We start from the raw sequence: 26076 nt of genomic DNA, 5'->3' as shown, positions 1-26076 counted from the left end.
ACGGGCGGTTCGGTGGCCGCTATCAGTGACACACCGGCTCGAAGAAAATGCAATCCGTGCCGCCGATGAAAACAAACACGCGCCAAGGGCCAGAGCGGTTTTCGCGAGCCTCCACGGTAACCTCTACACGCCCGAGGGCAACATCGTCATCCGTGACGACACCGACTCTGATTGTTGCCTCAATGAAGCGCTGGGCCATTTGCTTATCTTTGACCGCAGGATGTGACTCTCGCCCTTTGGGCGGGATTCGTGTTGAGGTTACTGGAACGTCAGGCACGACCACGTCGGTTTGACCGCATCGATAGTTGACTGTCTCAATCATCCATTTGAGCTAAAGTCGAAAGTGGTGTACGGGGGATTGGGGCGAAGGATTGAAGGCGGTGGAGGATTCAGCTGAGAATCTGATTGTCGAAGTCGGAAACCAGCAAACAACAAACCATCCACCATGAGCAAGTTTACGGAAAAAGAAGTCGTTGGTCTATCGGGAGTCGGTCTGGGTCTGGACGAACTGGTGCGGCACGGCGCCCGGCAGGTGATTCAACAGGCAATCGAAGCGGAGTTGTCGGCGCTGCTGGAACGGTTCGAGAACGTCAAGACCATGCATGGGCAACGCGCCGTGGTGCGCAACGGCTACTTGCCGGAGCGCGAAGTGTTGACGGCGGCCGGGCCGATTCCGGTGAAGGTGCCGAAGGTTCGCGATCGGTCAGGATCAGGCGTGAAGTTCAATTCATCGATAGTGCCGCCGTATGTGCGCAAGTCGCCGCGTGTGAGCGCCGCGTTGCCGTGGCTTTATCTGAAAGGCATCTCAACGGGCGACATGGGCGAGGCGCTGGGCGTGCTGCTCGGTGATGACGCGAAAGGCCTGTCGGCCAATGTGGTGAGCCGTCTGAAAGCGCAATGGGCCGAGGATCACGCGAGCTGGAGCCGACGTGATCTGTCGAAATCGCGCTACGTGTACTGGTGGGTCGACGGTATTCACACCGGGCTGCGAAGCGAAAATTCAGACGGGCAATGCCTGCTGGTGATCATCGGCGTGAGGCCGGATGGACGCAAGGAGCGTGTGGCGATCGGCGACGGATATCGCGAGTCGAAAGCGTCGTGGCAGGAGTTGCTGCTCGACCTGAAATCGCGAGGCCTGCAGGCTGGTCCGCTGCTGGCCATTGGCGATGGCGCGATGGGCTTCTGGGCCGCACTGGAGGAAGTGTTTCCCGCGACGCGAGGCCAGCGCTGCTGGTTCCACAAAATGGGCAACGTCCTGAACGCGCTGCCGAAGTCGCAGCAAGGCAAAGCCAAAGCAGATCTGCAGGCGATCTGGATGGCCGCCACGCGCGCCGACGCGCATGCCGCCTTCGATCGTTTCGTGACGATCTATGCGGCAAAGTACCCCAAGGCCACTGAGACGTTGAAGAAGGATCGCGAAAGCCTGCTTGCCTTCTATGACTTCCCGGCCGACCACTGGCAGCATCTGCGAACGACAAACGCGATCGAGTCGACGTTCGCGACAGTGCGCCACCGCACTACGCGAACGCGCAACTGCGTGTCGCGAGCGACCTTCCTGGGTCTGGCATTCAAGCTGATCGAGGAAGCCGAGAAAACCTGGCGCCGTATCAACGGCCCTGAACAGATCAAGCTGTTGCTGGAGGGCATTGCCTTCAAGGACGGTGAACCGGTGCAAGACGATCGACCGGTTCAGCAGAAACTCGCCGCCTGATAGCCCCTGCCTTAACGTTGCCCGTACACCACTCTTGACGTTAGCTCCATCCATTTTTCCTTGTTCCGGAGCGCCGGCTTTCCCGGCCTTAATTGGCGACTGGCACGGCGCTCATAATCGTGATCCGAGTAACCCTCGGCTCGATTTCAACTTTCTTCTGAAGCCAGTTCCAGTCGGCTTCTCTCTTGACCTCGCGTTCAAGGCAATAAAATCCGGAACTGTTGCCCACTTCGTCCTTGCTATTTCGCCCCCCGATGTACGAGAACGCTATTCGGTACTTGTATGGCGCATCGCCCGAGCACGTGATTGTCTCTTTGACCCTTCCGCCATCCGATCCTGCTTGTGCCTGCACCGCGAACGGCAAAGCCAACAGCATGAGTGAAGCAATCGTCTTCATTTCTTGTCCGGTTATGGTTTCGGCTGCCGCCCGGATAGGGCACTCGACGCCGTGCTTTTTCGTTGCTACCTAAGTCCGAATTTCGCGGGAAACCCTGAGGTGTTGGCGAGAAAACGCCGTCATTGCGCTTTTTTTCCGTTTGCGCGCCCCGCCGAACGGATACATGCCGCAATCACGAAAAGCGCAACAGCGAGTACGAAGGTAGCGAGCGCTACCACAAACGACCCGAGGAACGCGTTTGAGGGGTGACTAATGCGGTTGCCCACCATCACGACGAGTGCGAGCATTAAAACACCCGACAACACCATTATCAGATTCGACGTGACGATACGGCGATCGGAACGTAACGCTTTAGGATAGTTCAACTGTCGGTTTGCCTCATTTTTTCGAGTGCCGACGCTCGGTTCCCGGCCTAACACGAACCTGCGCGCTATGGCATTTTTCCGGTTAGACGTTCAAGGTGTCGGATAGATCTTTGGCGTGGTCGAACCATGCGAACGTCTTTCGGCCGTCCACCACATCGAACACGACCATTTTCAATCCGGCGTTGTACAGGCCGGTGTCAGCCTTGTTAGCGTCGTATGCGGCACTCAGTGCAGCTTCGACTTCTTCCATCGTCATAGCGTTGTTTTCCAGTGCCACGTGTGGCGGCGAGTTTTCCGGGCGATTAGTTCGCCGCCTCTTTCAGACTCCGGACTGAGAGCACGTAGTCAGTGCCGTTCGCGCCGTGAATTACACCGGTCTGATCACTTGCCACCGTCAGGGTTACGTGTTGCACGGACGCGGACCGGCCTTCGATGCCTGCGGGGCTATCGATAAGATCCGCATCGATCGCCGCCTTTCCATCAGCCTGAAAGTGGACACGCTTGATCTGCAAGCTCCAAGAGCCATCGGTCAGATCAGGATCGGGCTTCCTGCCATCCGTATAACTGACGGCTACCAGATATCCATATTGTTGCCTGAAGGTCGCCTCGCCCTTCGTTGTCACGGCGGTCTGAGAGAACGTTTCAAAGCCTTTCGAGTTCAGGATCTTCAGGTGGATTGCTGCCGCCTCGCCGGCAGCATAGGCGCTGGCAGTCGCGGCGAGTGAACCCACAGCTGCAACGGCGAGAATCAGCGCAATTTGCATTTTCTTGTTCATGATCATCCTTTTACTTTCCTCGCATCAACTTCTGCTGGCGACAGCCATTGCAATCGTAATGGCTGTCGCGCGGGGAGGGTGAGATACGCATCGTTTTCATGGATCGTAGACGATTATGCGGACGCGGTAATCTAGGCAATCGTCTTTCACGCTCGACCGAACCAGCGGGCGACACGATCCGCCGTTTCGGCCGTCGCGACAGAAAACAGTACCGTCGCCGGTAGCGGCAAGAAATCGTAACGGTTTCCCGATCAGTTCGAATCGGCGCGCTGGACAACGATATCGCGCAGCGCTATCACGTTGAACACATCGGCCTTTCGATCAATGTTCGAAGCGAATGCTGCACCATGAAGAACCGCGTCACCGACGACCGTTCCGTCGGGCGAGGTCCATGAAGTCCATTCCACTCGAGCTCCCTTTTTCCAACCGAAGAACCGGCTCTTTTTGGGAATGACAACCGCGCTCGATCCGTTGCCGCGAACGTCGCTCAGTACGTCGCATTGGACGGCCGTGTTGTCGGGGTTCGATAGCACGACGACGGCCTTTACGAAGCTCGCGCATTTGAACGACTGTCCCTCAAGTACGTCCGCGCGGGCTTGGGTGTTTTCGCCCGCGTGAGCGGCTAGAGCGAGCATTGCGATGGTTGCGACGATAGTCTTCTTCACGTTCTTTCCTTTCCTGGTTTTATCGAGAGATTGATCGGTCCGTACTGCGACTACCGAACGGGCCTGGTCAAATGGCATCAGCGGGCATATCCCGCCTTGGCATGCCGCGCGGGTCGTGCTAGTTTCTTACGTCGAGTTTTCTCGTTCACTCTCAGCCCCGATAACCCTGCGTCAGTCGATCAGATCAGTTTGGGTTTAAGCAATGAGCGGGATTGCCGTCCCAACCGCGTCGACGGCTATGCCGACGGGCAAATCTCGTCAATAGTCGTCGATGACACGCGACGTTTGACGGTGCTCGAGTTGTACTTGTCCCAGTCAACGAACACCAGACTTCCGTCGTCGAGAACGTAGTAGTCCCGAAGCGGATTCAGCTCCGGCCAGAGCGGGACACGAAAAGTACAAAAAGCGCGACGTTTTCGATCGAAGAACAGACTGCCACCAAACCCCTCAAAAATGATGAGTCTGTCCGTGTGTCGGGTCGACCAGAAGCTTTCTTTGTTGAACAGCGTATTCGCCAAGGATATAACCCCATCGGCGCGCATGCTTGCGATTACCTCGTTACCCTGTTCAGCGTCGATATGCACTCCGGTACCAGCTAAACCCACGTGCGACGCTACGAATGTCAGATCGTCGTTTTGATAAACATTAAAGCCTAATTGACGGACAATGCCATGACAACCAACGTCCGTCGCTTTCAGGCCGGATTCCCCGTGCGTCTCGTCTCGGCCGGGGACCGTGAGATTGCAAGCGCTCAGTATCGCCTCGGACGGAGTGTGCATGATTGAATCGGGCGCCTTCTTCACGACGACCTCGGCACCAACGGCCGTGTGGGCGAGCGTGTATGCAAGAAGCCCGGCCCGCACGAGCGAACGAGCATCGCAGAAGCCACTAATGAGCGATTGTCGCGACCGTAGCGACGACGCGATCGCGCTGTTCCTGTTTCTTCCTTCCATAGCGAGCATTCTTTGCAACATACAGTGTTTTTTTCTAAGCTCGGCAACCGGCCGGGCGGGGCGCTGCTGTGCGTGCTTTTCCTATTGCCGTTCGACCGAGCGGCGCTTTGAGAGGGCAAACAAAAGTCGGTCCACGAGAATCGCAGCAACACCGAGCAAAAGGCCCACCATCACAACTGCCGCCAAAGCCAGCCAAGGGTGGCTCGTCGCTAGGGATTGAAGCAACACGCTATATCCCTTGAGGGGCGCGCCCAGAGGTGTTTGCGCGATGATCCCCGCAACCGCCAGCAGACCGAGAATGACGAAGATCAACGGTGACACGGTATCTGTCATGTCGCATCCGATGCGGCGCTAGAGCGCGCAGTACGTTGTTACCGTCGCAGTTCGCTCCGACGATTCCGGCGTCCTCTTGAGCGTATCAGCGCGGACAATCGAGAGGCGCCATCCTGAGTTTTCCTGCTGCAACGCATAGGTCATGTCGACGGACACTGATGCGCGCGAGGGCGTCTCAGGAACGACATCCGCTACTGGGACGCCGCCCGCCTTGCATTCCGGCGCAGACACAAATTGACCATCATGGCCGCCGGTTACTTTCGCCGTCTCCTCCCAGCTATCTGGCGATCGAAACCCAGCATCGGAGTGGTCCGCGGCATGTGCAACGCTAACAGCACAGGCGATGCACGCGCCAAAAATTAGAAGTTGTTTCATAAGCCCCTCGCTGTTTCCCTTGTGACCGTTCTAACCACCTTTCCCTGATCCCGCCGAGGACCCGGTTACGTCCTTAATCGGAACCGGGGTGAGAATGTTCAGGGTTGTCCTCCAAATATTTTTCCGGTCCATTATCCAGGACGCCTGCGGCTAACGAACCGGAAGCCGTCCGGAAGTGCAAGCGCGATAGCAACCACGAACAGCGCCGTAGCCGCCGTGCTGTGCCCGGTAAGGCGCAACGTCAGTCCCGCAAGCCCGAGAATCCAGAAACCGTAGTCGCGCACCCTCTGCGTGCGGCGCAAGATTGCTTCCATTTATGGTTTCCTGTTTTCCCGCGCCTCGCTTTCTCGAATCCGAAGCAAGCCGATCATCGCAATCACTTCGCTTCTGCTCACGATCCCCTTTGCGAGGAGCCTCGCCACCGTCACCGCAAGTTCTCCAATAACGTCGTCTCCGGCATGTCGGCTGGCATTATCCGCAGAATAAAGATCACCATTCCAGGCGAGCCATTCGGCTGGCACCTCGAGGGCTGCAGCGATCTGCTTCAGAAAAGGGCCGCTATAGCTCCCATTCTTGCGTCCCCGCATGTTGGAGATGACCCCGATACTGCAATTTATCGTTCTCGCCAATTGGGTGGGCGACAGCCTCGCACGCTCCATCGCGAACTTGAGCCTATCCGGAAATAGCGGTAATGACGGAAGGGCAGTTCCGCTCTTTGGAGTGTCGCCATCCGTGGGGGTTAGTCACCATCGGTTATGTTTTCCGGTCACTTGGCACAGGCAGCTGCATCCGCATCCCAACGGATCGGCGGGGCCATTTCAGACTGCGGCATGTACGGATGGACGAACACCTTGCATTTCGTGCCTGCTACCGTCACCGGCACGAAATAGCCGCCTTGTGTGGCAACCGGCTCACCCGTCTTCATCGTCGCCTTCTTGACGGCATACTCAGCCGTGTTTTTGATATCGAACTCATCTGCACGACTCAGGGTTTGAGCGCATACAGACGTTGAGAGAACGCAAGCTGCAATGAGAGTCGAAATAGCAAAAGTCTTCATGGTCGGATTGTTTATTCTCCCGGCTACTGGCCGGTGCAGTGCGCTCGCGCGCCAATTTTCCGTGGTCTATTGGACTGTCTTCGACCCGCGCTGCGCACGAGCGAACGCATCAACCCAACCGGGCCACTTCAGCAAATTCACAGCCCCGTCTTCGCCCGGTGGCTGCTCGTTAGCCCATGCGTCCAGAGCCTCGCGCTCCGCGGCGCTAAGACGCTCTACCAACGACGTGGCCGGCCCGCCGGCGATGATGCACGGCTGCATCTCGGTCGTATCGACTTCTCCGACCTCACCTGCAGCGTTCCGCATGAGCAACTTCATAGGTATCCCCATTTTCCGATCCGCTAGTCAAGCTTAGCGACCGCGCTTGCCTAGCATGCGCCACCGCACAACGGTTACAAGTGCCATGCCAATACAAAACCAGACAAAGAAAAATGTAATGCTGTGCAATGTGCAAGCGTGATCGTCGTTGCACATGCTCGCCGTGGCCGAGTAGCCATAAAGTCCGACACGTCCCTAGTGCGCACAGGACTAGCAAGTAGATCAGCGCTGGCATGTTCGGTCGTTTCTCCACGTCCTACCCCTTTGTTTTTCAGTGCTACGCGTGGCGGCGATTTACCGGTCAGTTGGCTTTGACCAATTCGACGGTCACATCATCGCCGCATAGATCGCACACAACCATATCGGACTTGCCGTCGTGTTGCTCTCCGTGGAGGAACACGCGAGTCCGGTTACCGCAGCTATCGCAGGTGTAGTGGTATTCAGTCACGATATTCCCGATCCGGTGTTTGTCAGTCCGTCATTCACGGCTTCGCAGGTAAGGCAGACCCTGCTTTCCATAGCCACGGGACCGCGCCGACTTTGCAGTGTCGAGCGGTCAATCCGCTCACCAAGCTCTTGCGGAAACTTCCACTTTCCGCAGCGTCCGCACTGACACTGACGCAGACCTGCTTTGTTCTGAATCTCGGCCCACTCATGCCATGCGAGATATCCATCCGGCGGCGGGTCGCCTGGCAGATAGTCTTTCCCGGCGAGAACGTGTGTGTCCGTCATCTGCGTCAATTCTCCGATTCTCTAGCTGATACGCGCCTTCACGACAGAAGCGCCTGACGCGAGGAGGCAAGCTGCCGCTGCGAACCAGCATTGGTCAGCGCTAATAGGATGAGACGAGCCGCCTAAGGCTACCAGATAGCCCAACAGCGCTATAGCGGCCCCCGCGAGGCCGGTGAAGAGTGCCACAATATCGAACGTTGAAAGTTTCATCGGGGTCTCCAGTGCCGCGCCGGCGGCGCATTCTCCGACTGGTTAGGCTGCTTCAACCGCCGAATCGGCGAGTCGCTCTTACTGCACGTACTCCGCGAGAAGATTCAGCAGTAAGGCTGCGCTGTATTTCAGTCTCATTGCTATCTACCTTTTTCCTATGCGGCAACCGGCCGGGCGGGGCGCCACGGCGCCGTGCTCGTTGTGTTAGTTAGCGACAACACTGGTGTCCCTTCGACGCGGTTTGAACGCGAGCACTATCAACAAACCACTTACCATCGTGCCTTGAACTGCTGCAGCGATCGAGGCAGAACTAGGGTGGCCGTGCGACACAATCCATAACCCTGCAAAGCAGGTTGCAACGATTCCGAGGGCTGCGCCACCACACGCTGCCAAAATCAGCCGCTTCGTCGTCTCTGTCATAACGGTCTTTTCCTCGTTACCCGGTCTGAACGTTTCCGTCGCCCGAAATGCGCCGAGCGTCCGCGGTTGCCCGATCGGGGAACGGGAGCACCCGGCGATATTCGACCAAAGTGCGCTCGTTGCCTTCTGCCGCGTAGACACAGATCGGATAGTGCTTGCGCACCTCATCGAGCTTGAACGGCAGATTTGGGTTACCAACCCACTCGAAGACAGCTTTTTTCAGCCGGTTTCGGTACACCCGAACCAGATCTGTGCGGATCCAATCTAACGCCTGAGTACCCCACACCGGATCGTCCGCAGACTGCATAAACCGTATATAGCTGGTTCCCATAGCTTTTCCGTTTTACGGGCGCGTCAGCGCGAAATTGCAGTTGAAACGAACGTCGACAATTTCTGCGCCGGCACTTCGCCATCCGATCGTCTGCCAGTACACGAGCCTTCGAAGCGCTTTCGTCTCTTCCTGCGAATCGACAGGGAGGTCACCAAACGCCTTCAAAAAGACATCCAGAGGCACCTTGGTCGCGAACGATACGCTGGCTTCGCCATCGTGGGCGGACGGATACAACTCCGCTTCTATTGCCTCAAGCTCCGGGAGCTTCTTCACGAGCCCGACGAATATTCCTACTTGAGACGCTTCAAGGAAAACCGGCTTCAGCTCATCCACCAGACGGGAAGCGAATTGTTCCGAGGTCCTCTCTCGCATCGCCCACAAATGAATGCCAACTGGGTGCATCCCTTCCATGTCGTCAAGACTCCAACGTCGGTCGATGGCTCCAAGCACTTCGAGGAGAGGTGCCGACATATGCGGGAAGATCTCTTCGAGAGGCACGCACTCGCCGTCACATCCGGGGCGATGGTCGCGCTCGGCGTCGGACCGATAGCCGTACCACCCGCAGACTCTACATTTGACGGCTAGGCTACCCTTGTCGCTTAACATTGTTTCCACTGAATCATCTGTGGCGCCACAGCGTGGTGTGACCTTGTTCACCGCGCCCGGTGCGGGCTCATTGGACGAGGAGACCGGCGAATGTGCCCCCACGTGACCGGGTCCTACGTCTCCTTCCGTCGCTTCCGGAGAGACGGGACTCTGGCTGTCGGCGCGAACGAGTCGACCTCGGCATTTGGGACAGGGGAAATCTGAAGCATCCTTCCAGCCCATGGCGGCGATCAAGTTGACAAAGCTGGAGCTCATTTCCGCTTCGCCTCCGCACGACGAACATACGAATTTGCTTTCCTCGAGCATAGGTCGTCCTCTTGTAATACCTAGCATGCACCCGCTTTTCCTGTCTTTCCAGTCTGCGGCTCAAACCAGGTTGTTCTGATCCATCTGGGAAACCCGGACTTTAGCTTCAGCCATCATCTTCTGGTACCACTCTTTGGGGCGGCTCTGAATCTCTGCCAAACGGTCGCGCACTGAAGTGGAACAGGCCAACAGCGTGAAAGATTGGCCTTGCGTGTCGATACAGGAGAGGATCTGGTCTCGCGTGACCGGCAAGCCTGTCTCTTCTAGCGCCGCGGCGAATACCGCAATTACATTGCCTGCGAATGCAGCGATCGAAGGCTCATCACCATGCATAATGGCGTCGAGAAACGGCTGAGCCTGGCGTGTCGGCAGGAGGCGATTAGTCCGCTCCGCACTCGCTCTCTCTCCCTGCGAAGCGGCCGCACCACGTAATCCGTCGAGCGCCCGTGCAAGCACAGGACCGAAACCTGAAAGGCCTCGCCAGTTGCAATATTCGGAGAAGGCGGCTTCCGGCGTCATCGCGGCGATATCCTCGTCGTTGTGGCCCCGCTCGCGCAGGCTACCCAGCACGTCGTCGTCGATCTTGGTTACGTCCATATTTTTCCTATGCCCCCGACACATGTATCCCGTTCGCTCGTAGTGCCTCGGTGCGGCCCTTCTGGACGCACGATTCCTCATCAAGATTTTCGGCCAGGTCCGCAAGCTGGACGCTTCCAACCTATCGGTTCCAGTCGTGCGTCATGAGGGCCAGCCAGCCGCCAAGAACCGCGAGCGGCGGGATCGCGGCAAGCGCCGTCAAAAACACGATCGACGCCCACGGCATAGCCGCCCATGCGCCGATCCCAAACAGCTTCAGTGCGATGCCGAGTACCGCCAACACCGGCGCGATCTTCACCCACAGGCCGAGCGACACCGCAAGCCAGCGACGTGCGAAGGATGGTTTGATTGCGATGTTCATGAACATGCTTTCCCCGAATTTTCCGTGGTGTCCCGGTTGAACTCAGAACACCTTCACAGCGATGTTATCCGGCACTCGATACGTCTCGCCGCACGCGTCGCACTCATGGTCGCGGCCACGCGGATCAGCGAGCCAGCCTTCCTGCTCCGCTTCGCAATTCGGGCAGATGATCGAACGGACCGTGACGGTCATCGAATCGACGCACTTGATCTTGCTTTCTTGTTGCAGAGAGTAGGCAGCCGTGCCTTTGCCAGTCGCGCCAAGTAGCATGTGATGGTGGGGATCATCTGTGGCCGTCATCATGACAGCCTGTGCCGAAGTCCCCGCGCCGAGCATGATGCTCTGACCGGATGCGAATCGCGTCTTGGTCTCGTTGGCAAGGTCAGTCAATTTCTCGTTATCCATATCAATTTTCCTACTCGTGGTCCCGAAGGTCTGACAACGACTCTTCTAACGTGTCCGCTGCGTCACGATGAAATTGCACAACGGCATCAGTCAACGGCTCGCCGTTCGCCATCTTCCGCGACTCAGCAGAGTCACGGAGAAGGCTTATTGCGGCCCGTACGGCGAATGCTGGCGTCACGTTGGACATAGAGCTGTTTTCCGTTTCAATTCAGGCTCTCTGCATCGACCGCATCCGGGTCGGGAACGGCGACGTACCGGTGCGGCTCGCCTCGAATAGCCGCGCCGTTATTGCCTTCACTAACCAACCCGCGGGCCAAGCTCCGATCAATTACGTCATTGCGCACCAAGACGCGGTTACCATCGGCCTCGATCGCCCAAATTTCGAACATGGCGTTTTCCTCAATTTTCCGATGCGTTATCGAATTCCAAAAAAGCGCTTGAAGTCGTTTCGGCCAGCTGCCCGGTTTGCACCCGGACGTGCCGAATTGAGCAACGAGCAAGACGCAACCAAGACGGCAACCAAGGCCATCCCTATGCTGCCTTGAATCGCGTACACGATAGCAATAACCGCTGCAACCACTGCAACGCCATAGATCAGACGCTTCGGCTTCATCTTTTGCTTCTCCCAGTTTTTCGATTTTCCGAGCTATTTGAAGGGCCAGGCAGCATCTGTCTTGCCGCGCCTATGCGCCTGTCTGTCGTTGGCGATGTGATCCAAAGCGGCGGGCCGGTTGCGCGGTTTGACGACTGCCGCGACGAGTACGATCACGCAACCCGCGATCAAGTGAACGTGCGACGTGTGCTCATCCCACGGCGATACGTCCAACATTTGAAATGCGGCGGGAAACACCGCCATAGCGATAAAAGCGATCCCGAGCAACCCAGCGCTGAAACATGCCGCCAACCGGAAGGCATGGAACATTACTCTCAGGTGTCCAAAAGTAGTCATGGCCGTTGTCCCGGTTCAAAGCAGGCTCAGGATGCCAAGTTTCGCCCCGTGGGCAGCGAGGCTCCCGACCGACTCATGTCCTAACGCGCTTCCTAGCACAAAGATGACCAGCATCGCGGCAGGGAGGAAGACCGCAAGCGCCAAAAGACAAAGTAGCTGTCCGCGAAGGACTTGGCCGCGCGTGTACCGCGATTGAATGCCGTTCGAAAGCGTTTCACGTTCTGAAAGCCACGCGGCCAGTCTCGATTTCAATGTCATTAGTTGCTCTCCCCGATTTTCCGGTCTATTTGCGCTTGTCGAATCGGCGATAGTACGGAGCGCGGTCCCGTTGTGGGACACGCTTCGCCTCGGAGCTACCCGCTGGTCCGAGCGAAGCCTTGACGCCCGGATGCCCACTTTCCAAATCCTTGAACAGTTCTTTGAAAACTGGAAAAAGGGACATGCCCGCTCGGGTCGGCCCGAACACAAGAGAGTGCCCAACACCGTCACTCTGCGCGAGCGAAGTGCGACCGCCAAGGTGTCCGGTTTGAGCGGTCTTCAACAGATCATCGTTTTCGTCGTTCATGGTGTATTTTCCTAGCTGTTGTCCCCCTACGAACCGTGCCGAAGCCGATCCAGCAATAGCACCGGCGGGCGCGAGCTGCTCACTGGTCGCAGCGGTAGCGATGATCTTTGGCTGAGTCGGCGCTAGGGGGAAGGAACGCGATGCCGAGGGTACCCATCGCCATCAGAATGACCCCAAGGATTACGGTAGGGCTGAATATCCCATCGAACGTCGCCGGAGGCGGCAATAGATTCTTCAGCATCAGCAGAAGGCCAACAAAAACGGCAAGCTGAAAGACACGCAGCGACAACTTCTTCATTGCTTTCCTTTTTCCCGAATTTTCCGGTCTGTCAAGCGTGGCGAAGATCGAAGGTCCGGGTGCTCAGTCCACCAACACGAACTTTGCCCCAACCATTGCGATAGACCGGAATGCCCTTCGCGATCGTGCCAACTTCGCCGTTGACGACTAGCACGCCCTCGGTTGTCTCAATCTCGGTGAACCGCTCCGTGCTTGAGAAAAGCCCCCCCTTCGCAACCGTGGTTCGGATCGTGACTACCTCGCCAGCCAGGTTGAATGCGTTCCTGGCGTCTTCTTCCGCCTTGGCCTGTTTGCGATCTGCAACCCGCAAGTCACTCAGCTCCGGGCGCGTGAATCTCCACGAGAACACGCCCCAATAGAGCAAACCCACGCCGACTAAGAGCATTGCCGCCGCCGAATCGACCGGAAGGTGCGCTAGTCCGTGCACGCGGTACATGCGCTCATACACACCCGGTTCATACATATCAGGCCGGTCGCCGAACGCATCACGCGCAAAGTTGAAGAAAGCGTTCATGCAGCTATCGAAGGCGATCAGGCCGAGCACCGAGCCAACCGCGCCGATTAGCTTGCCCTTCGCGAAAGCGTATTTGTTTTTAACCGTGTTGCGGTAGAGCCACATGCACGACACCGCGAGCATCATCCAGTACGCGAGTTGCAACAGGTATTGCACGATGTTCGTCATAAAAACCATTTTCAGCCTCGTCTTTTTCCGGCGACAGCCCGACAGCGGGGCGCTGATCACCATGTTTTCGTTGTAGCCGAGCTAGCCACCTTGCCCGAGCAAGCGCCGACGCCGCGCTGGCGACTACAGCCTGCTTACGACCTTAATCGGAACCGGGGCGAGAATGTTCAGGGGTGTCCTGCAAATATTTTTCCGATCTCGCCTCATTTGACGACCGTGCCAGGCGTCACATAGCGCTGCGGGTCACGCACGTTTCGCACGTCGATGTCGGCTTCGCACGTACAGCGGGACAGCTGCTTGCGGAGCTTAGCGGCATCACCCCAGGCGAACTCCCATGGTTTGAGCTGCTGCCCCTCAACGTTTGCGTAGCAAACGCAATTGGAGACCCTGGTGATCGCCTCATCGCCGGCAAAAACAGGTTCATTCGGCGAAACCGCACATGCGCCAACGGTAGCGGAAACCAGACACGCAAGCAGGGCGCGGAGTTTCATCGTGGCCATACGTGTTCTCCGAGGGCTGTGCGCGTCAATGGGGCGGCAGGTGCAAGAGGGCGGACAGCCCCCAGCCGAGGAGGCCCAGCGGAAGCAGCGCCCCGAGCCACCCGGAGCCGTCCTTGAACGAAATGAATGTACTTCCTGCTCCGCTCGCGACGGCGAGGAGGCCAACCAGCAAGGAGAAGGCGTAAAAGGACGCCAGAAGGGGGATGAGATGCAAGAACAACAACAGGATCGCTGTAGCCGCGATCCACGCTTCGAGTCCGACCGGCGGGGATTGGTGTGTCTTCATAGGGCTTGTCCTGTTGCGGTCGCCGCGCGGCGAGCGTTCGTCGTGGTCACAGTGCTTATTCGGTTAAAAATGGCGGAAATTTAGGCCTCGGTCGAAATATTTTTCCGGTCCGGTCCCGTCGCTAGCGGGCGGCAAGCGCCGGCGCGTCAGACAATCCGCCCGGTCTACGCTCAGAACACACCCGCGGCAAGATCCCCAAGCATGTTCAGATCGCTTGCGATCAGCCGGTTCGTCGCCGTGAGCGTCCCGTGGCCAGTAGCCCGGGGGATGTGGCGGGTGTCGTAGCCCTTGCGGTGCAGCCGGACTGCGAAGGTCCTGCGGCCGGCGAGTGCGTGGCCGCCCTCAGTCCCGGCCTGGGCGTGTAACCGCCGAAACACCTGACTCAACGAGTCGGATCTCGCCGTCGGCGCGGCGGAAGAGCGGGGCGTCCGGCTCCAGCCCTCGAAACGCGGCTTGCCGCACCCGTGACGCCGTGCCTGAGTTGGATTCGAAGATTCAGGTACGCGTCGATGGCCTTGGTGACCTTCGGATTGAAGGAAAAGTTGCGAAACGAGGACGAACAAACACCCTGGCACGAGTGCGGGGCGGGAATCCGGCTCACCGAAGGCGTTGGCGCGTCGCGGTCCGGTTGATAGCACTGATGCCGATCGAACGGCTGAGGCACCTGAGTCAATACCGGAAATAATGTAGGGCATTTATTTATAAAATCAGTTGATGTAGTCACGGAATAATCATCGAGTTTCACAATGCACCACACAGAAACATTTGGTTTGGCAAACATTTCTCACTTACTGTGAAATTTGCGTTAGTTTTAGTTTTCGTATCGATCGGCCGGACTATTGCTTATTTAATTCACTGTAACACTCGATTTCTTGAAAATCGCCGACCGTTATACTAGTTTATCTTACAAAATCACTCACACATCCGGCTATTCTGACTGCCCCCAAGGGGCCGTGTCATGGTCATAGCGTCCGCATAGACTACATAACGAGCGCAGCGTCGCGGCCCGTGATATTCATTCTCAGTATTGCCTAGGCGAGCGTCATGCCCGAATTGCGGGATTCCTCATATAAGGGAGGCGTATTATGGAGGGTCATAATCTTAGCTCTGAAGTTCTTCGCGATGAGATTATCAAGATCGGCGGCGAACTTTCGAAGCTTTACGAATGGCTCAAAACTTACGTACCGCTCCTGACTGGGCCTGATATCACAAGCTTCACACCATCCGCGGGATACGGCGGAAGCTTAATCGAGATCAATGGACACGGATTCGCTGAAAAACGCGAGGACAATACCGTCACCATTGGCGGCAAGGCGGCGCGCGTCATCACTGCGACGGATTCGCAACTTCGCGTAATTGCGCCGCCCGATGTCGTGACCGGTCCTATAGGATTAACAGTCGGCCTCAAAACCGTAAGTGGCCCATATCTTTTTACGCTTCCCCCCTATCCGAAAGCGGGAGACGAGACCGACGGACCGCCGATCGAGTTTGAAGGCCACGGACAAGGCCAAGCGGGCGATCAACCGTCGACCGGAAAGCTTCGTGTCGCGGTGGCACTGGTAAATCCGGCTGATAAAGTGCCGGCCGATCCGGCGGGTGCGCGTACGGCAGTAGTGGACGCCTGGAACAACGTACATACGTTTTACGACCAACAAAGTTACACTCGGCTGAACGTCGCCGTTGACGTAACTCCAAACTGGAAGACGATTACGGGCAACACGTCCGATTACCTCAACAGCGCCGGCGATAACATCGACGGCACGCAAGTTGCCCGTCTCGCAGCCGAATGTGCACAAGCGTGCGTCGACGCCGGGTTGAAGCTCGATGACTATGGCATGCTGGCGTGCGTAATATTTCTGGACGGACATTTCATCCGCGCGTGGGGCAATTTGTCGACGCAGCTTTTTTCTTACAACAACGGTTCGACTCATATCGACATCTCGACCGCAAACGAAATCAACTACATCGAGATTCAAGAATCGGCGAACTGGGGACGGTTCGCGCACGAAACAGGTCACAACATCTCCGCAGCGCCCTCGTTCACGCAATCCGACGACGAGACCGCGACACTCGGTGAAGACGTCTATTCGTCAGATCTCGTAGATCCACTCGCGGCGAGCGCGCAAGACTTCGAGATCATGGGAAATCACGATCAGCATCCCGGGTTCTGCGCGTACCATCACGATAAGCTCGGCTGGTGCGACGGTACGAACATTCTGGACTTGCAGTGGGATCGCAATCCGTTCCAACAAGATTATCAATTGGTTGCGCACGGATTGACCCAAAATGCGGCTGGCGGCCGCTATCACATGCTGCGCATCCGTGTCTCGAGCGGACTCTTCTACTACGTAGAAGTGCGGCAGCGCCCGCCGGCTGCAAGTGGGCAGGTTTTCGATCCGAATATACCGCTAGGCGGTTCGCCGCGCGACGGCGGAGTCGTCGTCTACAAGATTCTCACTGACGTTAATAACACCAACCAGCAATGGCGATACGTAACGTTGCTTCACGACGATCAGGTGCTTGCAACCGGCGGTGTCGCGAGTGATCCGGCACGCGCGCTGACGATCACGGTACTCGACGACAATGTCGCATCGTCGCCGCGCGTGTGCAGCGTTCGGGTGGCATGGGCGCAGGCGATCAGCGACGACCCGAGTGGCGCGTTCGATCTGCGCGTAGATCCTTGGGACAGCAATTATCAGACGCCGGACATTTGGGTCGATCGCATGCCGTTCGGTTCTTTTGACCAGCCCAACGACTCACAAGGTCGGCCGCAAGGCAACGGTGATAAACCGCGTCCGCATGAAATCAATCATCTCTTCGGGCGCGTTCACTGCGACGGCTCCGCAGGCGCGACAAACGTTCGTGTAACGTATTACGCCGTCGATCCACCAGGCGTTGGCGATAACGGCAATTGGACGCCTCTGAAAACGACGGTAATTCCGAATATCAGCGCCGGGGCGTTTGTGGATACGTTCGTGAATTGGGTTCCAGCAATTGGACAGCACACGTGTCTGAAAATCTATGCGGAGGAGCAGCTTGGTGAAATCACCGGCGGAAACAATTTCGCACAAGAGAACGTGCTCGATTTTGAAGCTCCGGCGAGCAGCGTACCCGATGCTGTGCTAATACCTGTCGCGGTTCGCAATCCGAAGAAAGACAGGCGACAAATTCATATTTCACTAGCCGGCGTTCCTCGTGGCTATCGTGTGCAGTTCCCGCATCAATGGGTCTGGCTCGACGGGCTCGAGGAAAAGACGTTCAACCTGGCCGTCATTCCTACCGTCGACTACATGATGTATGTCGGTAAGGAGCGTCAAGTGCCACGCCGCGCCGATGTGCGGATCCGCGGTGGCGTCGCCTATAACTATCAGATTCCGCTTGGCGGCGGAGTACCTCCGACGCGCATCAGCCCGATCGGCGGTATTACGGCGCGTGTTTCGCCGAAACGGCGGGTCGAAGTGATGATAGAGGAGGATCGTGAGCATTCCACAGGCGACACAATCGGCTTCAACGGTCACATTGCGCCGAGCGTACCGGATCAGCGGATTCGCGTCGATTTAACGGATCCGGCACATCGCTTACGCGTTGCGCTTGCGAAGACGGACGCCTCGGGGATTTTCCGCGTCAGGTTCGATCTCACGCAGCCGCCGAACGGCGGCGCTACGACGAAAGTTGGAGCGAAAGAAAAGCCATTGCCCGGGCAATATCTTTGCGTCGCCTCAGTTCTTAACTCGCCCGACGCGGCGGAAGCCACGTCGAATACGGTCGTCACAATGCGTTAGAGCGTGATTAGAGAGCCGCGCGAACAAACGCCAAAGCGACGGAAGCCTCCGCGACGGACCAAAGTTATCGAGAGTAAGCAGCGCCTTGACGCGGACCACAAGATGCAACTTATGGAGCTACTTGGTGAGGCTAGGGCTGCTGCTTCCGTAACACCGTTTTCCGAGGTGCTACACGGACATCGGAGAATTCCGCGAATCGAAAGCGGGGCGAAAGTCCGAAATCCCGCCGACCACGCCAAAGAAAAAACCCGCCGGTCTCCGAAGAGTCGGCGGGTTGGGTGTTGCGAGTCAATGACTACATGTCAAGCGTCCGAGCAGACGGCTTCGCGTAGTGAGCGTCTTGCATAAAACGCAATTTACGCGAGGACTATTTCGCTTACAGTCTCGCGTCCGCCGGCGTACGTGACCGCCAACAATCGCTGGCCTTACAGTTGAAGCCACTTTCGGATGTGTAGCTCCCATACGGAAAGCCGCTAAACGAAGCAAACACAGCCTCTTGCAAAGGAGGCGAGTTGGCGCGATCTAGGATCGCCGGGGCGTCGTTATCAAAGACCTGCATCGCCACGCATATGAAAACCATGAAAAATAGTGGCGGCTGTGGCTCCCATTCTGGCGGATGCCAGTGAAAGTGCGGTGTAGCCTTGATGGCGGCAGGGATTCCGTCCCGAGGTCGCACCTGGCCGGTGACCGCCGACAGCATCCTGTGTTCCAAATGGTCATGCGGCCCAAAAACCTTACGCAGCGGTGTTGGCAAATGTCCAATTCATTGTCCGGCACTACCTTTGGGTTCGGGCTGACCTTCTTGGTAGCCGCAATTGTAGGCGGAGGACTAAGTCTTTTTGGCGTGAGGGTACCAGTACTCAAAACCCTTCCTCGCCAGATCCTGCTCGGGGCGGTCGGAGCGATTCTTATCGTCTCTTCGGATCAATGGTCTCATATTGAGGAAGCGATAAAAGACCTCGTAGACCCAGTGCAAATCGTGACGGAGAAACTTGGCCCTGCGACTCTCGACGCAGGAGCGACCCGCGTTTTTCCTGTTTCGATGTCTCGCCACGGTCCAGTGGATGTTTCACTTCAGTCCGTTCTTCCGGATTTGAAAGGATTCACTGGCGCCAAAGGATTACCGGGCCAGGACGGACTGTTCGTAACGGTGTGCGGTGCGCATGATTTACCTGCCGCTTGCACGAAAAGGCAGATGGGAGCTTCGGATACCTTTAGCAAAGATTTGCCGTCAGGTACCACGACGATATCAGTGTTCAATTTCGCGAACAGCCCCAGAATGACGTTCGTCTTTCTGGTGAATCATCCAAAATGAGGCATGAACGGGAGCGCTTACCCACCCGGATTTCTCCATGGATAATCCTTCGGCTTGATGGCGGGGCATAGGCCGGATCCGACCTGCCGTCGGTTTCGACTCGTGGTAACACGTACCGGCCTTGGCTAATCCGTCTACAACTAAACACACCAAAGAAAAAACCCGCCGGTCTCCGAAGAGGCGGCGGGTTGGGTGTTGGGAGTCGGTGACTACATGCCAAGCGTCGGAGCCGACGAATTCGCGGCGATTTGCAAAGAATCCAATCGGAACCCGGCCTCCGCCAGAATGTCGTCGATGTACTTCAGGTCGTGCGCGAGCATATGCTCCACGGCGACGTTGACCGCCTGGACTTTCTTCTCATCGGCTTTCAGTTGAGAGCCCATGTTGCCGTTCAACTGCTCTCGCCAGCCGCATTCGATTGCCTCGAAAATCTGTTTGGCGTCACCAAGCGTCAGGCTCCCAAGGTAACGCGCGAGCAGCCGCTTGTGCATTTCGCGCGAAATCGCCCGCTCAGATCTCCCGCTTTGGCGGTTTTCCTGGCGGGCTGCTGCTTCCGGAACTTTTCCTTCAACCGACTCCCGCTCATACAGCGCTTCCTGATATTGGCGCGGGAACTGCTGGGCCACTTCAGCTCGGGAAAGCACACGCAAGCGCGGGTCGCGTTTCACGTAGGTCGTGGCATCGTCTGATCGATCGAAGCCCGCTATCAGATAGCCATCGGCCGAGAAGGCGTAGTAGCTGAAGCTCGGGTTGCCTGCGAGAAAGCCACGGCCTTCCCGCATATTCCCTTCCTGCTGCGGTTCCGCCAGGGTCGCCGCATCCCTGCGATATTGCGCGACCAGCGAAAGCGCTTCGCCCTTCGGTATAGTCTCGAACCGATGATCGTCAACGTCTTCGTAAGCGTGGTACTTCGTTTTCCGGATCAACGCGTGTCCGGCTTCGTCTACCGCGAATAAGCGGACGCAGTATTCGGTGTACGCGGCCGAGTTACGCACATCCACCTCGGTGCGCTTGCCTCGCACCAAGCCCCGGCATTCCTCAGGAACGGTACGTTTCAAACTTTCGGCTTCAAGTAGCTCCGGAAAGTGGTCGAGGGCGGCTTGGGGAATGTCCGACACCGAGCCCCCTGTCCAGTTGTCAACCTCACTGGCAAGTGCGCGATAGTGCGCGTCATCTGCTTCTTGCTGCTGGCTGGGCTGCAGGTCCCCAGCTTCATGGGTTTTCTGATTCATGATTTTCTCCACGTGTTTGCCGTTTGGGCCGTTAAAGGACGGGAGATCTAGCGGCGATCGGGGCAACGGCGAGTGGCGCTGGCCGGATGGTCGGAGAGGGATTTTCATCGCGCCGCCGGCGCGAGGCCGAGGCCGGTTTCGAATGTGATGTTGCCGAGCGACCGGCTGCCGTCGTTAAGCTCAAAAAGGCGCAGCGCGACAAGCCACCGTGTAGTCCGGACCTTTTTGCAAGCCGCCGCTCGAACTGGGGAAGTTGCGAGAAGGGGGGGAGAAACAGCCCGCGTCACACCTCCGGAAGGAGGGCGGCGCGGGCGGTATTGCTGATTTAATTTGTATTAAAGACTGTCTTCATCTAAATGCTTACTTGCTCGCTGACTCCTGTTGATGGGCGGTTGCCTCGGCGATGACAGCGCGGGCGTTGGCAGCGTCCTTATGCGCGTCCGGGTGAGCCGCAGGCATGGCTGCGTAGTGCAAGACATGCGGGATGAGAGTTTGCAACGCTTTTAGCAAGTCAAGCACAGCCGCGCTCACCGGCGCGGCACCACTCACCGCTGCGTTCGCGACAACGACTCCGGAAGCATCCATGGATTCACTACGGATTTCGGCCGCATGCGGCACGGCCAAAGCCTTTCCGACGTTATCGCGAACCTGATCCGCCTTCCCTGCTACAGGCGCAACCTCAGGCAGATTCACCCAGTCTCCCCAACGAGGCGATTGGAGGTCACCTGATGCGATTTGCTCGCGTACCCTCGTCAGCTGCGCCTCAAGGTCCACTGCATATGTCACGCAGTACGCCTGCAGTGACACGAGAAGAGTTCGAACTTTCGCTTCGTCATCGCCCTCGATGCCAAGATCGAAGCCAAGACGTTGAATCGCGTTATATCCGGCACGTTCGAACCTGTCCCACTCGGAGTCCGACAGCGTGGCTTCCAGCATTTTGCCTGCTGGATCCTGGGCAGCTTCGGCGTGCGCTTCTACAAACCGCGTCGTCCATTCCTTTCGTTGCTCGGGAGACTCTGCGTCAAAGTTTCGCCGATAGTGCAGCCCCACCCACTCTGCAACGTCGGCGGGGTCGGGTGCGCTGGTCTGCGGCATTTTCACGCTTAACTCCGGATCGTTTCGGAGCGTGCGAACCGCGTCACTCCATGCTTCTCGTTCCGTCTCGAAATCGCCTTCCCCTGTGTCGTAGCCAGACCAACCAGGTTGGCCGAGAACCCACCACCACCGGCCGCGCAGATCTACATCCGGGCAATCAGGCTCACCGTGATGCACGGTAAAGCCAGCCGCCCTCGCTGCGGCGACATCCGCGTCAGTGATTTCCGTAATTTTCCCAGCTTGGTTTTGAGTCGTATTCATGTGATTGCTCCTCGAAGTTCTGCCGCGAATGCGGCGTTGATTAAACGAGAGAGCGAGCGACGCTCGGGTTAGCGCTCATCGAGCGTTGACCGAAGGGTGCGAAAGGGTATTCCAGATAGCCGGCGGCGCGTCGCGCGTTGGGCATGTTGCGGGAGTAGTGCCGATCTAACGGCAGCCGCCAGTATGCCTGAAGTCGGCGGCGCGCGACAAGCAACCACGTGTTAGACGGTAACCTATCCGCCGCTCGCCCCTCAGAAAATCGCAAAAACCGCCCGACGAAAAAAACCCGCCGGCTTCCCCTTGTGGAGGGGAGGCGCGGCGGGCGGCGTTTCAGGTTGATGATAACCCGCTCAACGTCGGCAGGTGAGGTTGAGGCTAGGGTTTCGGATCATCGTAGACGTTCTCGAAGTCTGAACCCTTCGTCACCCAGATATGCTCAACGGAACCGCTGATCCGTAATGCTTGGGCTACCCGTGTCGCACCGTCAAGGTCGTTGCACTTGGCCACGTCCGCACCCCCATCCCAGACGACAAATCCGTCCTGAATCGAACCATCGGCACGTCGGACCTTCAGCCCAGCACTGAGATCGTCGAGCACTGCCTCCTTCAATCCCGCCAGTAGATCCGGAGGAATCGAATACTCGCCGTCTTTGTTCCGCGTAATCGGAATGGTCTTCCGGCAAACTTCAATGCTCGATTCGCTGTCGTCGTCATCGTCATGCCAACTGATCGGCTTGACGCCATACACAAGCCCAGTGGCGAGATCCAGCGTGGCCATTGCACCGCTAGACGTCACAAGGCCGTCCCCCGCTAAACCGACTTCGACAATCTCTTTCTGCACTATTGCCATTTTCCGGCCAGCAGCCTGTTCCAGATTCACGTGCCCCGCCAGCCAGTCGACGGCGCTCTCCAGCGAAGGTACCAGGACGTAGGCATAGCGGTGGGACCCCGTACCGTTTGTGGCAAGCGACACGTCCCGAAGATATCCGGCAGACACGCTCACGTGAAAGGAAACGAACTTGTCCGGGCCGTCCGGGTTTCCTCCGAGAACAACGACGTGTTCCCGATCGTTGATACGCGAGACCGAGAACTCACTCACGCTTACGCCGACGTCTGAGTTGGACATAAGGCCGCTCGATGCACCATCCGTGACGAGGTAGGCTCCCCCAGATTGGCCATTACTGTTGAAGCGGGTGTGCACGCTCATCCCGTACGTCTCACGTAGCATGTCGGCAGCGCGTTCTACCAGGGTGCGAATCGACGCGCTTTCCGCCGTGCCGCCACCAACGATCTGTCCCGTGCCAGGAACGACAGCACCGAAAGAACGCTTGATCGTCGGCATTTTTGCGGCCTTGTTTTGGTTGTTATTCATGGGGTTGCTCCTCGAAGTTCTGCCGCGGTCGCGGCGGTGATTGAACTAGAGAGCGGGCGACGCTCGGGTTAGCGCTCATTGAGCGTTGACCGAAGGGTGCGAGAGGGCAGTCCAGATAGCCGGCGGCGCAGCGCGCGTCGGGGCGTATTGCGAGTGGGGGTGCCGATCGAACGGCAGTCACCAGTATGCCTTAAGGCGCCGGCGCCCACCAAGCCACCGAGCTTGGACGGCTTGCTACTCGCCGCTCGACGACGTGGCCAACTGATAGCGGATCGAACACATCTCGGCGCACGCCGGCATCGGAAAATTGCGAACACGCTGAGAAAAAATGCCCGCCGGCGTCCCCTGATAAAGGAGGCGCGGCGGGCGAGTTTCCAGGTTGACGGGGCACACGCTCGATGATGCCCGCGCAGCGGGCAACCCGGCGCATGCATCCCGCCCGATTCCCCTGTGCGGCGACGTTTAGAAGCCAAGCGCAAATTGTCCACCTGGCTCCTCGAACGCCATGTCCCGCATGGTCGCTACTTTTGATGCGTCAAGCCATGGTCGTACAGGCTCATTCGCCCTACGATCGCGGTACTCGGGAGTAAGCATCCTGTGCCCCTCCTCGGCGAGTAGCGCAGAGAAAACTGTGATCGCAACTTGCTCGACGGTCTTCCCTTTTTCGAACCCCTCGAAGTGGCTGCGAAACCCAGTCTCGCTAATGAATGGCCCATGCGGATTAACGACGTGAAAACGGAAACAGGCATAAAAGCGGCGGAATCCGTCATCGACTTCGACCACTGCCGGTATTCCTGAAACGGTAATAAGGAACTCACCTCGTTGCCCCCACTTCGGTACAAGGCCAGGCGCTGCCCTGCAATGGTTTTCGGCGAGAGTTCCTCCTGCCTCGGGATTCGACGGGTCGTTGCAGCCGAAAGACGTGCCGCCGTTCAGCTTCAGGACTGCCGCGTCGTAGCGATCGGCCGCGGAATTGAGCGATATCTCGTCCAGCGCGAGCACGGCCGCATGTAGATCCTCGACGGCGCGCATCGCCGCATCCAGCAGTTGCGAACGATCTTCCGGCATGGCGGCCGACAGATCGTCAATTGCAGCGTCCGGGTCGTTACCCGAAGTGATGCGCGTGCTTTTCTTCTGGCCGTTCCGATCTATGTGTACCTGCAGCCGATCGTACTCATGATACTCAACTGCGCAGCCCGCCTGCTCAGCAAACCGAACGGCTTCACCACGGGTCCCAAAGCCGTTGACCTCGTTACGAAAGGCGTTCTGATACCTCGCGGCGTGACACAGATACCACTTCCGGTCCATATCGACATAACGGGCCACGACAGACAGTTTCACAGCTTCGTTGGCGTTCAGATTCATGATCATTTGGTCTCGAGTTTGATGCCGCGTTTGCGACGTTTAGAAACACGAGAACGAGCTACGCTCGGGGCAGCGTTGGCGCTGGCCGGAGTGCGCTGGAAGAGGGAATTCATGTCACCGCCGACGCTCGACGCCGGGGTCAATCTCAGCTCTGATGCTGCCGGTCGAACGGCCCGATAGCAATTCTAGTCTGATCGTGCCATCGGCCACGTGCCGCACCGCGACGATGTCAAGGAGACGCACCTCAAGCCCGACGTCGGAGCGGCCCAAGTAGCAGCGCTCGCCATCCCTCGAGGGTTGGCGAGCGTTCCTTACGTGTTTAACTTGCTATTGCGCACGCCTCGGGATTCATCAGCAGCGGATCGCGCGGTAGTACGCTTGTCTCGTCCCCTGGAGCTCGAAGCTCCAAATCGAGAATTCAAGATCCCCGCGTGCCCGTGTGTTGGCCACGTCGACCGGGTCACAGAACACTCCATAGGCGATTTCGTCGCGACTGACGATGTCGTTGCCGGTCCTGGTAATACGAACCAGATTCTGCGCGTCGAACTGATCACTGATGTTGAGAAGCACATCCCCGACCTTGACGTCACTTAGCGACGTCAGGCGATCGCCTTGTGACCAACCCGTGATATTCGGTGTGCCACCAGATTTCACGTTCAAATGCTGTTTCCGATCTCGTTGCGTGGGTATCACGACCTCGACCTGACGCGCAGATATTTCTCGGCGCCCCTTGCGTAGCGCGAGTTCGGCTGTGTCATTGAGGTCAAGCGACTGCTGCAGCTCCCCGTGATTTTCCGTCTTCCGAAGCCGAAGGCGGCCGTGCTCGTTGTCCGGCAGCTTCCCAGCTTCGTTGAATTTCTGGTTCATGATTAACAATTCCTCGAGTTCGGCCGCGTTGCGGCGTTTAGAACAGGAGAGCAGCGACGCTCTGGTTAGCGGTAAGCGCTGGCCAGAAGGTGCTAGGCGAGTTCGTGCCGGGAAAAGCCGCCCACAGCGACCCGATAGGGTTGCGTCGTGGACGGCTTTCAGCGGTTCATTCTGGTTGACGTGGGCGCTACGCGACTTTAATGATGGTCTGGTAACCGCGCTTGTGTTTGAGCGTGGACTCGAGGGATGACCGAATCCCTTCAAGCGAGCCGGAGCCTGCTCCCCATTCTCCCGTCCACGAGTGACTAACCCGGCCATTGGCATGCACCGTGCGCTGCACGCGTGCGCCTTCCTTCCCGCTCTTCGTGAGATAGAGTCCGATGGTCTCGGTACGCGGGGCCTCGATTGCTGCCGTGGGTGTCGACAACTGGTCACCCCCTTGTACTCGTGCACTCGCAACGACGGCCACAATTTCAATATTCATCTTGCTCTCCGTGATGCCGCAAGATTGCGGCGGTTAAAAATCCGCGGAGATAGGGGTCCACACTCGGGTGAGACGAGAGGCTTACCGGAGGGTGCCCGACAAACGC

At 57.7% G+C, this 26076-nt stretch carries 31 protein-coding genes; 4 read left to right on the top strand and 27 right to left on the bottom strand.

Annotation, left to right across the window (positions count from 1 at the left end):
* Positions 1–22: 22 nt before the first annotated feature.
* Positions 23–199 (bottom strand): hypothetical protein, encoded by a 177-nt coding sequence (locus SB822_RS00950; RefSeq protein ID WP_410853739.1) that lies wholly within the window; start codon positions 197–199, stop codon positions 23–25.
* 246 nt (positions 200–445) lie between these two features.
* On the opposite strand from SB822_RS00950, the gene SB822_RS00945 reads away from it, so the two are divergent.
* On the top strand, positions 446–1711 hold the full coding sequence (locus SB822_RS00945; protein WP_410853738.1) for an IS256 family transposase: 1266 nt from the start codon (positions 446–448) through the stop codon (positions 1709–1711).
* A gap of 88 nt (positions 1712–1799) precedes the next feature.
* Here SB822_RS00945 and SB822_RS00940 read toward each other — a convergent pair whose 3' ends face one another.
* From SB822_RS00940 to SB822_RS00875, 14 genes are all read right to left on the bottom strand, one after another.
* Entirely contained in the window at positions 1800–2108 is a 309-nt protein-coding gene (locus SB822_RS00940) for a hypothetical protein (RefSeq protein WP_410853737.1), read from the bottom strand.
* 447 nt (positions 2109–2555) lie between these two features.
* The gene (locus SB822_RS00935; RefSeq protein ID WP_410853736.1) at positions 2556–2729 is read right to left on the bottom strand and encodes a hypothetical protein; all 174 of its coding nucleotides are present in this window, start codon (positions 2727–2729) and stop codon (positions 2556–2558) included.
* A gap of 46 nt (positions 2730–2775) precedes the next feature.
* A complete protein-coding gene (locus tag SB822_RS00930; protein WP_410853735.1) occupies positions 2776–3249 on the bottom strand; it encodes a hypothetical protein in 474 nt (157 codons plus the stop codon).
* Positions 3250–3500: 251 nt separating this feature from the next.
* Positions 3501–3992 carry a hypothetical protein gene (locus SB822_RS00925; RefSeq protein WP_410853734.1) on the bottom strand — a complete coding sequence of 164 codons (492 nt, stop codon included), beginning with the start codon at positions 3990–3992 and terminating at the stop codon, positions 3501–3503.
* A 158-nt stretch (positions 3993–4150) separates the two neighbouring features.
* Entirely contained in the window at positions 4151–4867 is a 717-nt protein-coding gene (locus SB822_RS00920) for a hypothetical protein (RefSeq protein ID WP_410853733.1), read from the bottom strand.
* A gap of 81 nt (positions 4868–4948) precedes the next feature.
* Entirely contained in the window at positions 4949–5200 is a 252-nt protein-coding gene (locus tag SB822_RS00915; protein ID WP_410853732.1) for a hypothetical protein, read from the bottom strand.
* A gap of 18 nt (positions 5201–5218) precedes the next feature.
* The gene (locus SB822_RS00910) at positions 5219–5575 is read right to left on the bottom strand and encodes a hypothetical protein (RefSeq protein ID WP_410853731.1); all 357 of its coding nucleotides are present in this window, start codon (positions 5573–5575) and stop codon (positions 5219–5221) included.
* Positions 5576–5706: 131 nt separating this feature from the next.
* Complete coding sequence (locus tag SB822_RS00905) at positions 5707–5889, bottom strand: hypothetical protein (RefSeq protein ID WP_410853730.1); 183 nt, start codon at positions 5887–5889, stop codon at positions 5707–5709.
* Between the two features lie 452 nt (positions 5890–6341).
* Positions 6342–6632: a hypothetical protein gene (locus SB822_RS00900; protein WP_410853729.1), complete on the bottom strand. Its 291-nt coding sequence runs from the start codon at positions 6630–6632 to the stop codon at positions 6342–6344.
* Positions 6633–8328: 1696 nt separating this feature from the next.
* Positions 8329–8643: a hypothetical protein gene (locus SB822_RS00895; protein WP_410853728.1), complete on the bottom strand. Its 315-nt coding sequence runs from the start codon at positions 8641–8643 to the stop codon at positions 8329–8331.
* A gap of 12 nt (positions 8644–8655) precedes the next feature.
* On the bottom strand, positions 8656–9141 hold the full coding sequence (locus SB822_RS00890) for a hypothetical protein (protein WP_410853727.1): 486 nt from the start codon (positions 9139–9141) through the stop codon (positions 8656–8658).
* A gap of 474 nt (positions 9142–9615) precedes the next feature.
* A complete protein-coding gene (locus tag SB822_RS00885; RefSeq protein ID WP_410853726.1) occupies positions 9616–10152 on the bottom strand; it encodes a hypothetical protein in 537 nt (178 codons plus the stop codon).
* Positions 10153–10273: 121 nt separating this feature from the next.
* Positions 10274–10513, bottom strand: coding sequence for a hypothetical protein (locus SB822_RS00880; protein ID WP_410853725.1), 240 nt, complete (start codon positions 10511–10513; stop codon positions 10274–10276).
* Between the two features lie 42 nt (positions 10514–10555).
* The gene (locus SB822_RS00875; protein WP_410853724.1) at positions 10556–10918 is read right to left on the bottom strand and encodes a hypothetical protein; all 363 of its coding nucleotides are present in this window, start codon (positions 10916–10918) and stop codon (positions 10556–10558) included.
* A 179-nt stretch (positions 10919–11097) separates the two neighbouring features.
* Here SB822_RS00875 and SB822_RS00870 point away from each other — a divergent pair, with 179 nt between their 5' ends.
* On the top strand, positions 11098–11463 hold the full coding sequence (locus SB822_RS00870) for a hypothetical protein (protein WP_410853723.1): 366 nt from the start codon (positions 11098–11100) through the stop codon (positions 11461–11463).
* 101 nt (positions 11464–11564) lie between these two features.
* Here the strand turns inward: SB822_RS00870 and SB822_RS00865 are convergent, their stop codons facing one another.
* The 6 genes from SB822_RS00865 to SB822_RS00840 all read right to left on the bottom strand — a co-directional run bounded on the left by SB822_RS00865 (position 11565) and on the right by SB822_RS00840 (position 14198).
* Positions 11565–11867: a hypothetical protein gene (locus SB822_RS00865; protein WP_410853722.1), complete on the bottom strand. Its 303-nt coding sequence runs from the start codon at positions 11865–11867 to the stop codon at positions 11565–11567.
* Between the two features lie 283 nt (positions 11868–12150).
* On the bottom strand, positions 12151–12432 hold the full coding sequence (locus SB822_RS00860) for a hypothetical protein (protein ID WP_410853721.1): 282 nt from the start codon (positions 12430–12432) through the stop codon (positions 12151–12153).
* Between the two features lie 79 nt (positions 12433–12511).
* The gene (locus SB822_RS00855; protein ID WP_410853720.1) at positions 12512–12730 is read right to left on the bottom strand and encodes a hypothetical protein; all 219 of its coding nucleotides are present in this window, start codon (positions 12728–12730) and stop codon (positions 12512–12514) included.
* Between the two features lie 31 nt (positions 12731–12761).
* Positions 12762–13475: a hypothetical protein gene (locus tag SB822_RS00850; protein WP_410853719.1), complete on the bottom strand. Its 714-nt coding sequence runs from the start codon at positions 13473–13475 to the stop codon at positions 12762–12764.
* Positions 13476–13615: 140 nt separating this feature from the next.
* A complete protein-coding gene (locus tag SB822_RS00845; RefSeq protein WP_410853718.1) occupies positions 13616–13912 on the bottom strand; it encodes a hypothetical protein in 297 nt (98 codons plus the stop codon).
* Between the two features lie 25 nt (positions 13913–13937).
* Positions 13938–14198: a hypothetical protein gene (locus SB822_RS00840; RefSeq protein ID WP_410853717.1), complete on the bottom strand. Its 261-nt coding sequence runs from the start codon at positions 14196–14198 to the stop codon at positions 13938–13940.
* 1085 nt (positions 14199–15283) lie between these two features.
* Between SB822_RS00840 and SB822_RS00835 the strand changes: the two genes are divergently transcribed.
* Together SB822_RS00835 and SB822_RS00830 are read left to right on the top strand one after the other, a co-directional pair.
* A complete protein-coding gene (locus tag SB822_RS00835) occupies positions 15284–17980 on the top strand; it encodes an IPT/TIG domain-containing protein (RefSeq protein ID WP_410853716.1) in 2697 nt (898 codons plus the stop codon).
* A 754-nt stretch (positions 17981–18734) separates the two neighbouring features.
* Positions 18735–19295: a hypothetical protein gene (locus tag SB822_RS00830; RefSeq protein WP_410853715.1), complete on the top strand. Its 561-nt coding sequence runs from the start codon at positions 18735–18737 to the stop codon at positions 19293–19295.
* 209 nt (positions 19296–19504) lie between these two features.
* Here SB822_RS00830 and SB822_RS00825 read toward each other — a convergent pair whose 3' ends face one another.
* The 6 genes from SB822_RS00825 to SB822_RS00800 all read right to left on the bottom strand — a co-directional run bounded on the left by SB822_RS00825 (position 19505) and on the right by SB822_RS00800 (position 25970).
* Positions 19505–20527 carry a hypothetical protein gene (locus SB822_RS00825; protein WP_410853714.1) on the bottom strand — a complete coding sequence of 341 codons (1023 nt, stop codon included), beginning with the start codon at positions 20525–20527 and terminating at the stop codon, positions 19505–19507.
* Positions 20528–20887: 360 nt separating this feature from the next.
* Complete coding sequence (locus SB822_RS00820) at positions 20888–21883, bottom strand: hypothetical protein (RefSeq protein WP_410853713.1); 996 nt, start codon at positions 21881–21883, stop codon at positions 20888–20890.
* Between the two features lie 375 nt (positions 21884–22258).
* The gene (locus SB822_RS00815; RefSeq protein ID WP_410853712.1) at positions 22259–23254 is read right to left on the bottom strand and encodes a hypothetical protein; all 996 of its coding nucleotides are present in this window, start codon (positions 23252–23254) and stop codon (positions 22259–22261) included.
* A 462-nt stretch (positions 23255–23716) separates the two neighbouring features.
* Positions 23717–24625 carry a hypothetical protein gene (locus SB822_RS00810; RefSeq protein ID WP_410853711.1) on the bottom strand — a complete coding sequence of 303 codons (909 nt, stop codon included), beginning with the start codon at positions 24623–24625 and terminating at the stop codon, positions 23717–23719.
* A 345-nt stretch (positions 24626–24970) separates the two neighbouring features.
* Complete coding sequence (locus SB822_RS00805) at positions 24971–25486, bottom strand: hypothetical protein (RefSeq protein ID WP_410853710.1); 516 nt, start codon at positions 25484–25486, stop codon at positions 24971–24973.
* Between the two features lie 187 nt (positions 25487–25673).
* Positions 25674–25970, bottom strand: a complete 297-nt coding sequence (locus tag SB822_RS00800; RefSeq protein ID WP_410853709.1) for a hypothetical protein — start codon at positions 25968–25970, stop codon at positions 25674–25676.
* Between the last annotated feature and the right edge of the window lie 106 nt (positions 25971–26076).

It is taken from the genome of Paraburkholderia sp. SIMBA_054 (genome assembly GCF_046534875.1).
In the GTDB taxonomy this organism is placed as follows: Bacteria; Pseudomonadota; Gammaproteobacteria; order Burkholderiales; family Burkholderiaceae; genus Paraburkholderia; species Paraburkholderia hospita.
Note: the sequence above shows the minus strand (reverse complement) of the source record. Positions and strands in the feature narration are given on the sequence as shown.

Excerpts from the sequence above, each read along its gene's own strand:
- SB822_RS00885 (WP_410853726.1), bottom strand. The coding sequence starts at position 10,152 with ATGGACGTAACCAAGATCGACGACGACGTGCTGGGTAGCCTGCGCGAG.
- SB822_RS00925 (WP_410853734.1), bottom strand. The coding sequence starts at position 3,992 with ATGCCATTTGACCAGGCCCGTTCGGTAGTCGCAGTACGGACCGATCAA.
- SB822_RS00820 (WP_410853713.1), bottom strand. The coding sequence starts at position 21,883 with ATGAATACGACTCAAAACCAAGCTGGGAAAATTACGGAAATCACTGAC.
- SB822_RS00895 (WP_410853728.1), bottom strand. The coding sequence starts at position 8,643 with ATGGGAACCAGCTATATACGGTTTATGCAGTCTGCGGACGATCCGGTG.
- SB822_RS00835 (WP_410853716.1), top strand. The coding sequence starts at position 15,284 with ATGGAGGGTCATAATCTTAGCTCTGAAGTTCTTCGCGATGAGATTATC.
- SB822_RS00810 (WP_410853711.1), bottom strand. The coding sequence starts at position 24,625 with ATGATCATGAATCTGAACGCCAACGAAGCTGTGAAACTGTCTGTCGTG.
- SB822_RS00920 (WP_410853733.1), bottom strand. The coding sequence starts at position 4,867 with ATGGAAGGAAGAAACAGGAACAGCGCGATCGCGTCGTCGCTACGGTCG.
- SB822_RS00860 (WP_410853721.1), bottom strand. The coding sequence starts at position 12,432 with ATGAACGACGAAAACGATGATCTGTTGAAGACCGCTCAAACCGGACAC.
- SB822_RS00875 (WP_410853724.1), bottom strand. The coding sequence starts at position 10,918 with ATGGATAACGAGAAATTGACTGACCTTGCCAACGAGACCAAGACGCGA.
- SB822_RS00910 (WP_410853731.1), bottom strand. The coding sequence starts at position 5,575 with ATGAAACAACTTCTAATTTTTGGCGCGTGCATCGCCTGTGCTGTTAGC.
- SB822_RS00850 (WP_410853719.1), bottom strand. The coding sequence starts at position 13,475 with ATGGTGATCAGCGCCCCGCTGTCGGGCTGTCGCCGGAAAAAGACGAGG.
- SB822_RS00900 (WP_410853729.1), bottom strand. The coding sequence starts at position 6,632 with ATGAAGACTTTTGCTATTTCGACTCTCATTGCAGCTTGCGTTCTCTCA.
- SB822_RS00830 (WP_410853715.1), top strand. The coding sequence starts at position 18,735 with ATGTCCAATTCATTGTCCGGCACTACCTTTGGGTTCGGGCTGACCTTC.
- SB822_RS00915 (WP_410853732.1), bottom strand. The coding sequence starts at position 5,200 with ATGACAGATACCGTGTCACCGTTGATCTTCGTCATTCTCGGTCTGCTG.
- SB822_RS00935 (WP_410853736.1), bottom strand. The coding sequence starts at position 2,729 with ATGACGATGGAAGAAGTCGAAGCTGCACTGAGTGCCGCATACGACGCT.
- SB822_RS00905 (WP_410853730.1), bottom strand. The coding sequence starts at position 5,889 with ATGGAAGCAATCTTGCGCCGCACGCAGAGGGTGCGCGACTACGGTTTC.
- SB822_RS00930 (WP_410853735.1), bottom strand. The coding sequence starts at position 3,249 with ATGAACAAGAAAATGCAAATTGCGCTGATTCTCGCCGTTGCAGCTGTG.
- SB822_RS00825 (WP_410853714.1), bottom strand. The coding sequence starts at position 20,527 with ATGAATCAGAAAACCCATGAAGCTGGGGACCTGCAGCCCAGCCAGCAG.
- SB822_RS00815 (WP_410853712.1), bottom strand. The coding sequence starts at position 23,254 with ATGAATAACAACCAAAACAAGGCCGCAAAAATGCCGACGATCAAGCGT.
- SB822_RS00945 (WP_410853738.1), top strand. The coding sequence starts at position 446 with ATGAGCAAGTTTACGGAAAAAGAAGTCGTTGGTCTATCGGGAGTCGGT.
- SB822_RS00940 (WP_410853737.1), bottom strand. The coding sequence starts at position 2,108 with ATGAAGACGATTGCTTCACTCATGCTGTTGGCTTTGCCGTTCGCGGTG.
- SB822_RS00865 (WP_410853722.1), bottom strand. The coding sequence starts at position 11,867 with ATGACTACTTTTGGACACCTGAGAGTAATGTTCCATGCCTTCCGGTTG.
- SB822_RS00880 (WP_410853725.1), bottom strand. The coding sequence starts at position 10,513 with ATGAACATCGCAATCAAACCATCCTTCGCACGTCGCTGGCTTGCGGTG.
- SB822_RS00950 (WP_410853739.1), bottom strand. The coding sequence starts at position 199 with ATGGCCCAGCGCTTCATTGAGGCAACAATCAGAGTCGGTGTCGTCACG.
- SB822_RS00845 (WP_410853718.1), bottom strand. The coding sequence starts at position 13,912 with ATGGCCACGATGAAACTCCGCGCCCTGCTTGCGTGTCTGGTTTCCGCT.
- SB822_RS00805 (WP_410853710.1), bottom strand. The coding sequence starts at position 25,486 with ATGAACCAGAAATTCAACGAAGCTGGGAAGCTGCCGGACAACGAGCAC.
- SB822_RS00840 (WP_410853717.1), bottom strand. The coding sequence starts at position 14,198 with ATGAAGACACACCAATCCCCGCCGGTCGGACTCGAAGCGTGGATCGCG.
- SB822_RS00855 (WP_410853720.1), bottom strand. The coding sequence starts at position 12,730 with ATGAAGAAGTTGTCGCTGCGTGTCTTTCAGCTTGCCGTTTTTGTTGGC.
- SB822_RS00800 (WP_410853709.1), bottom strand. The coding sequence starts at position 25,970 with ATGAATATTGAAATTGTGGCCGTCGTTGCGAGTGCACGAGTACAAGGG.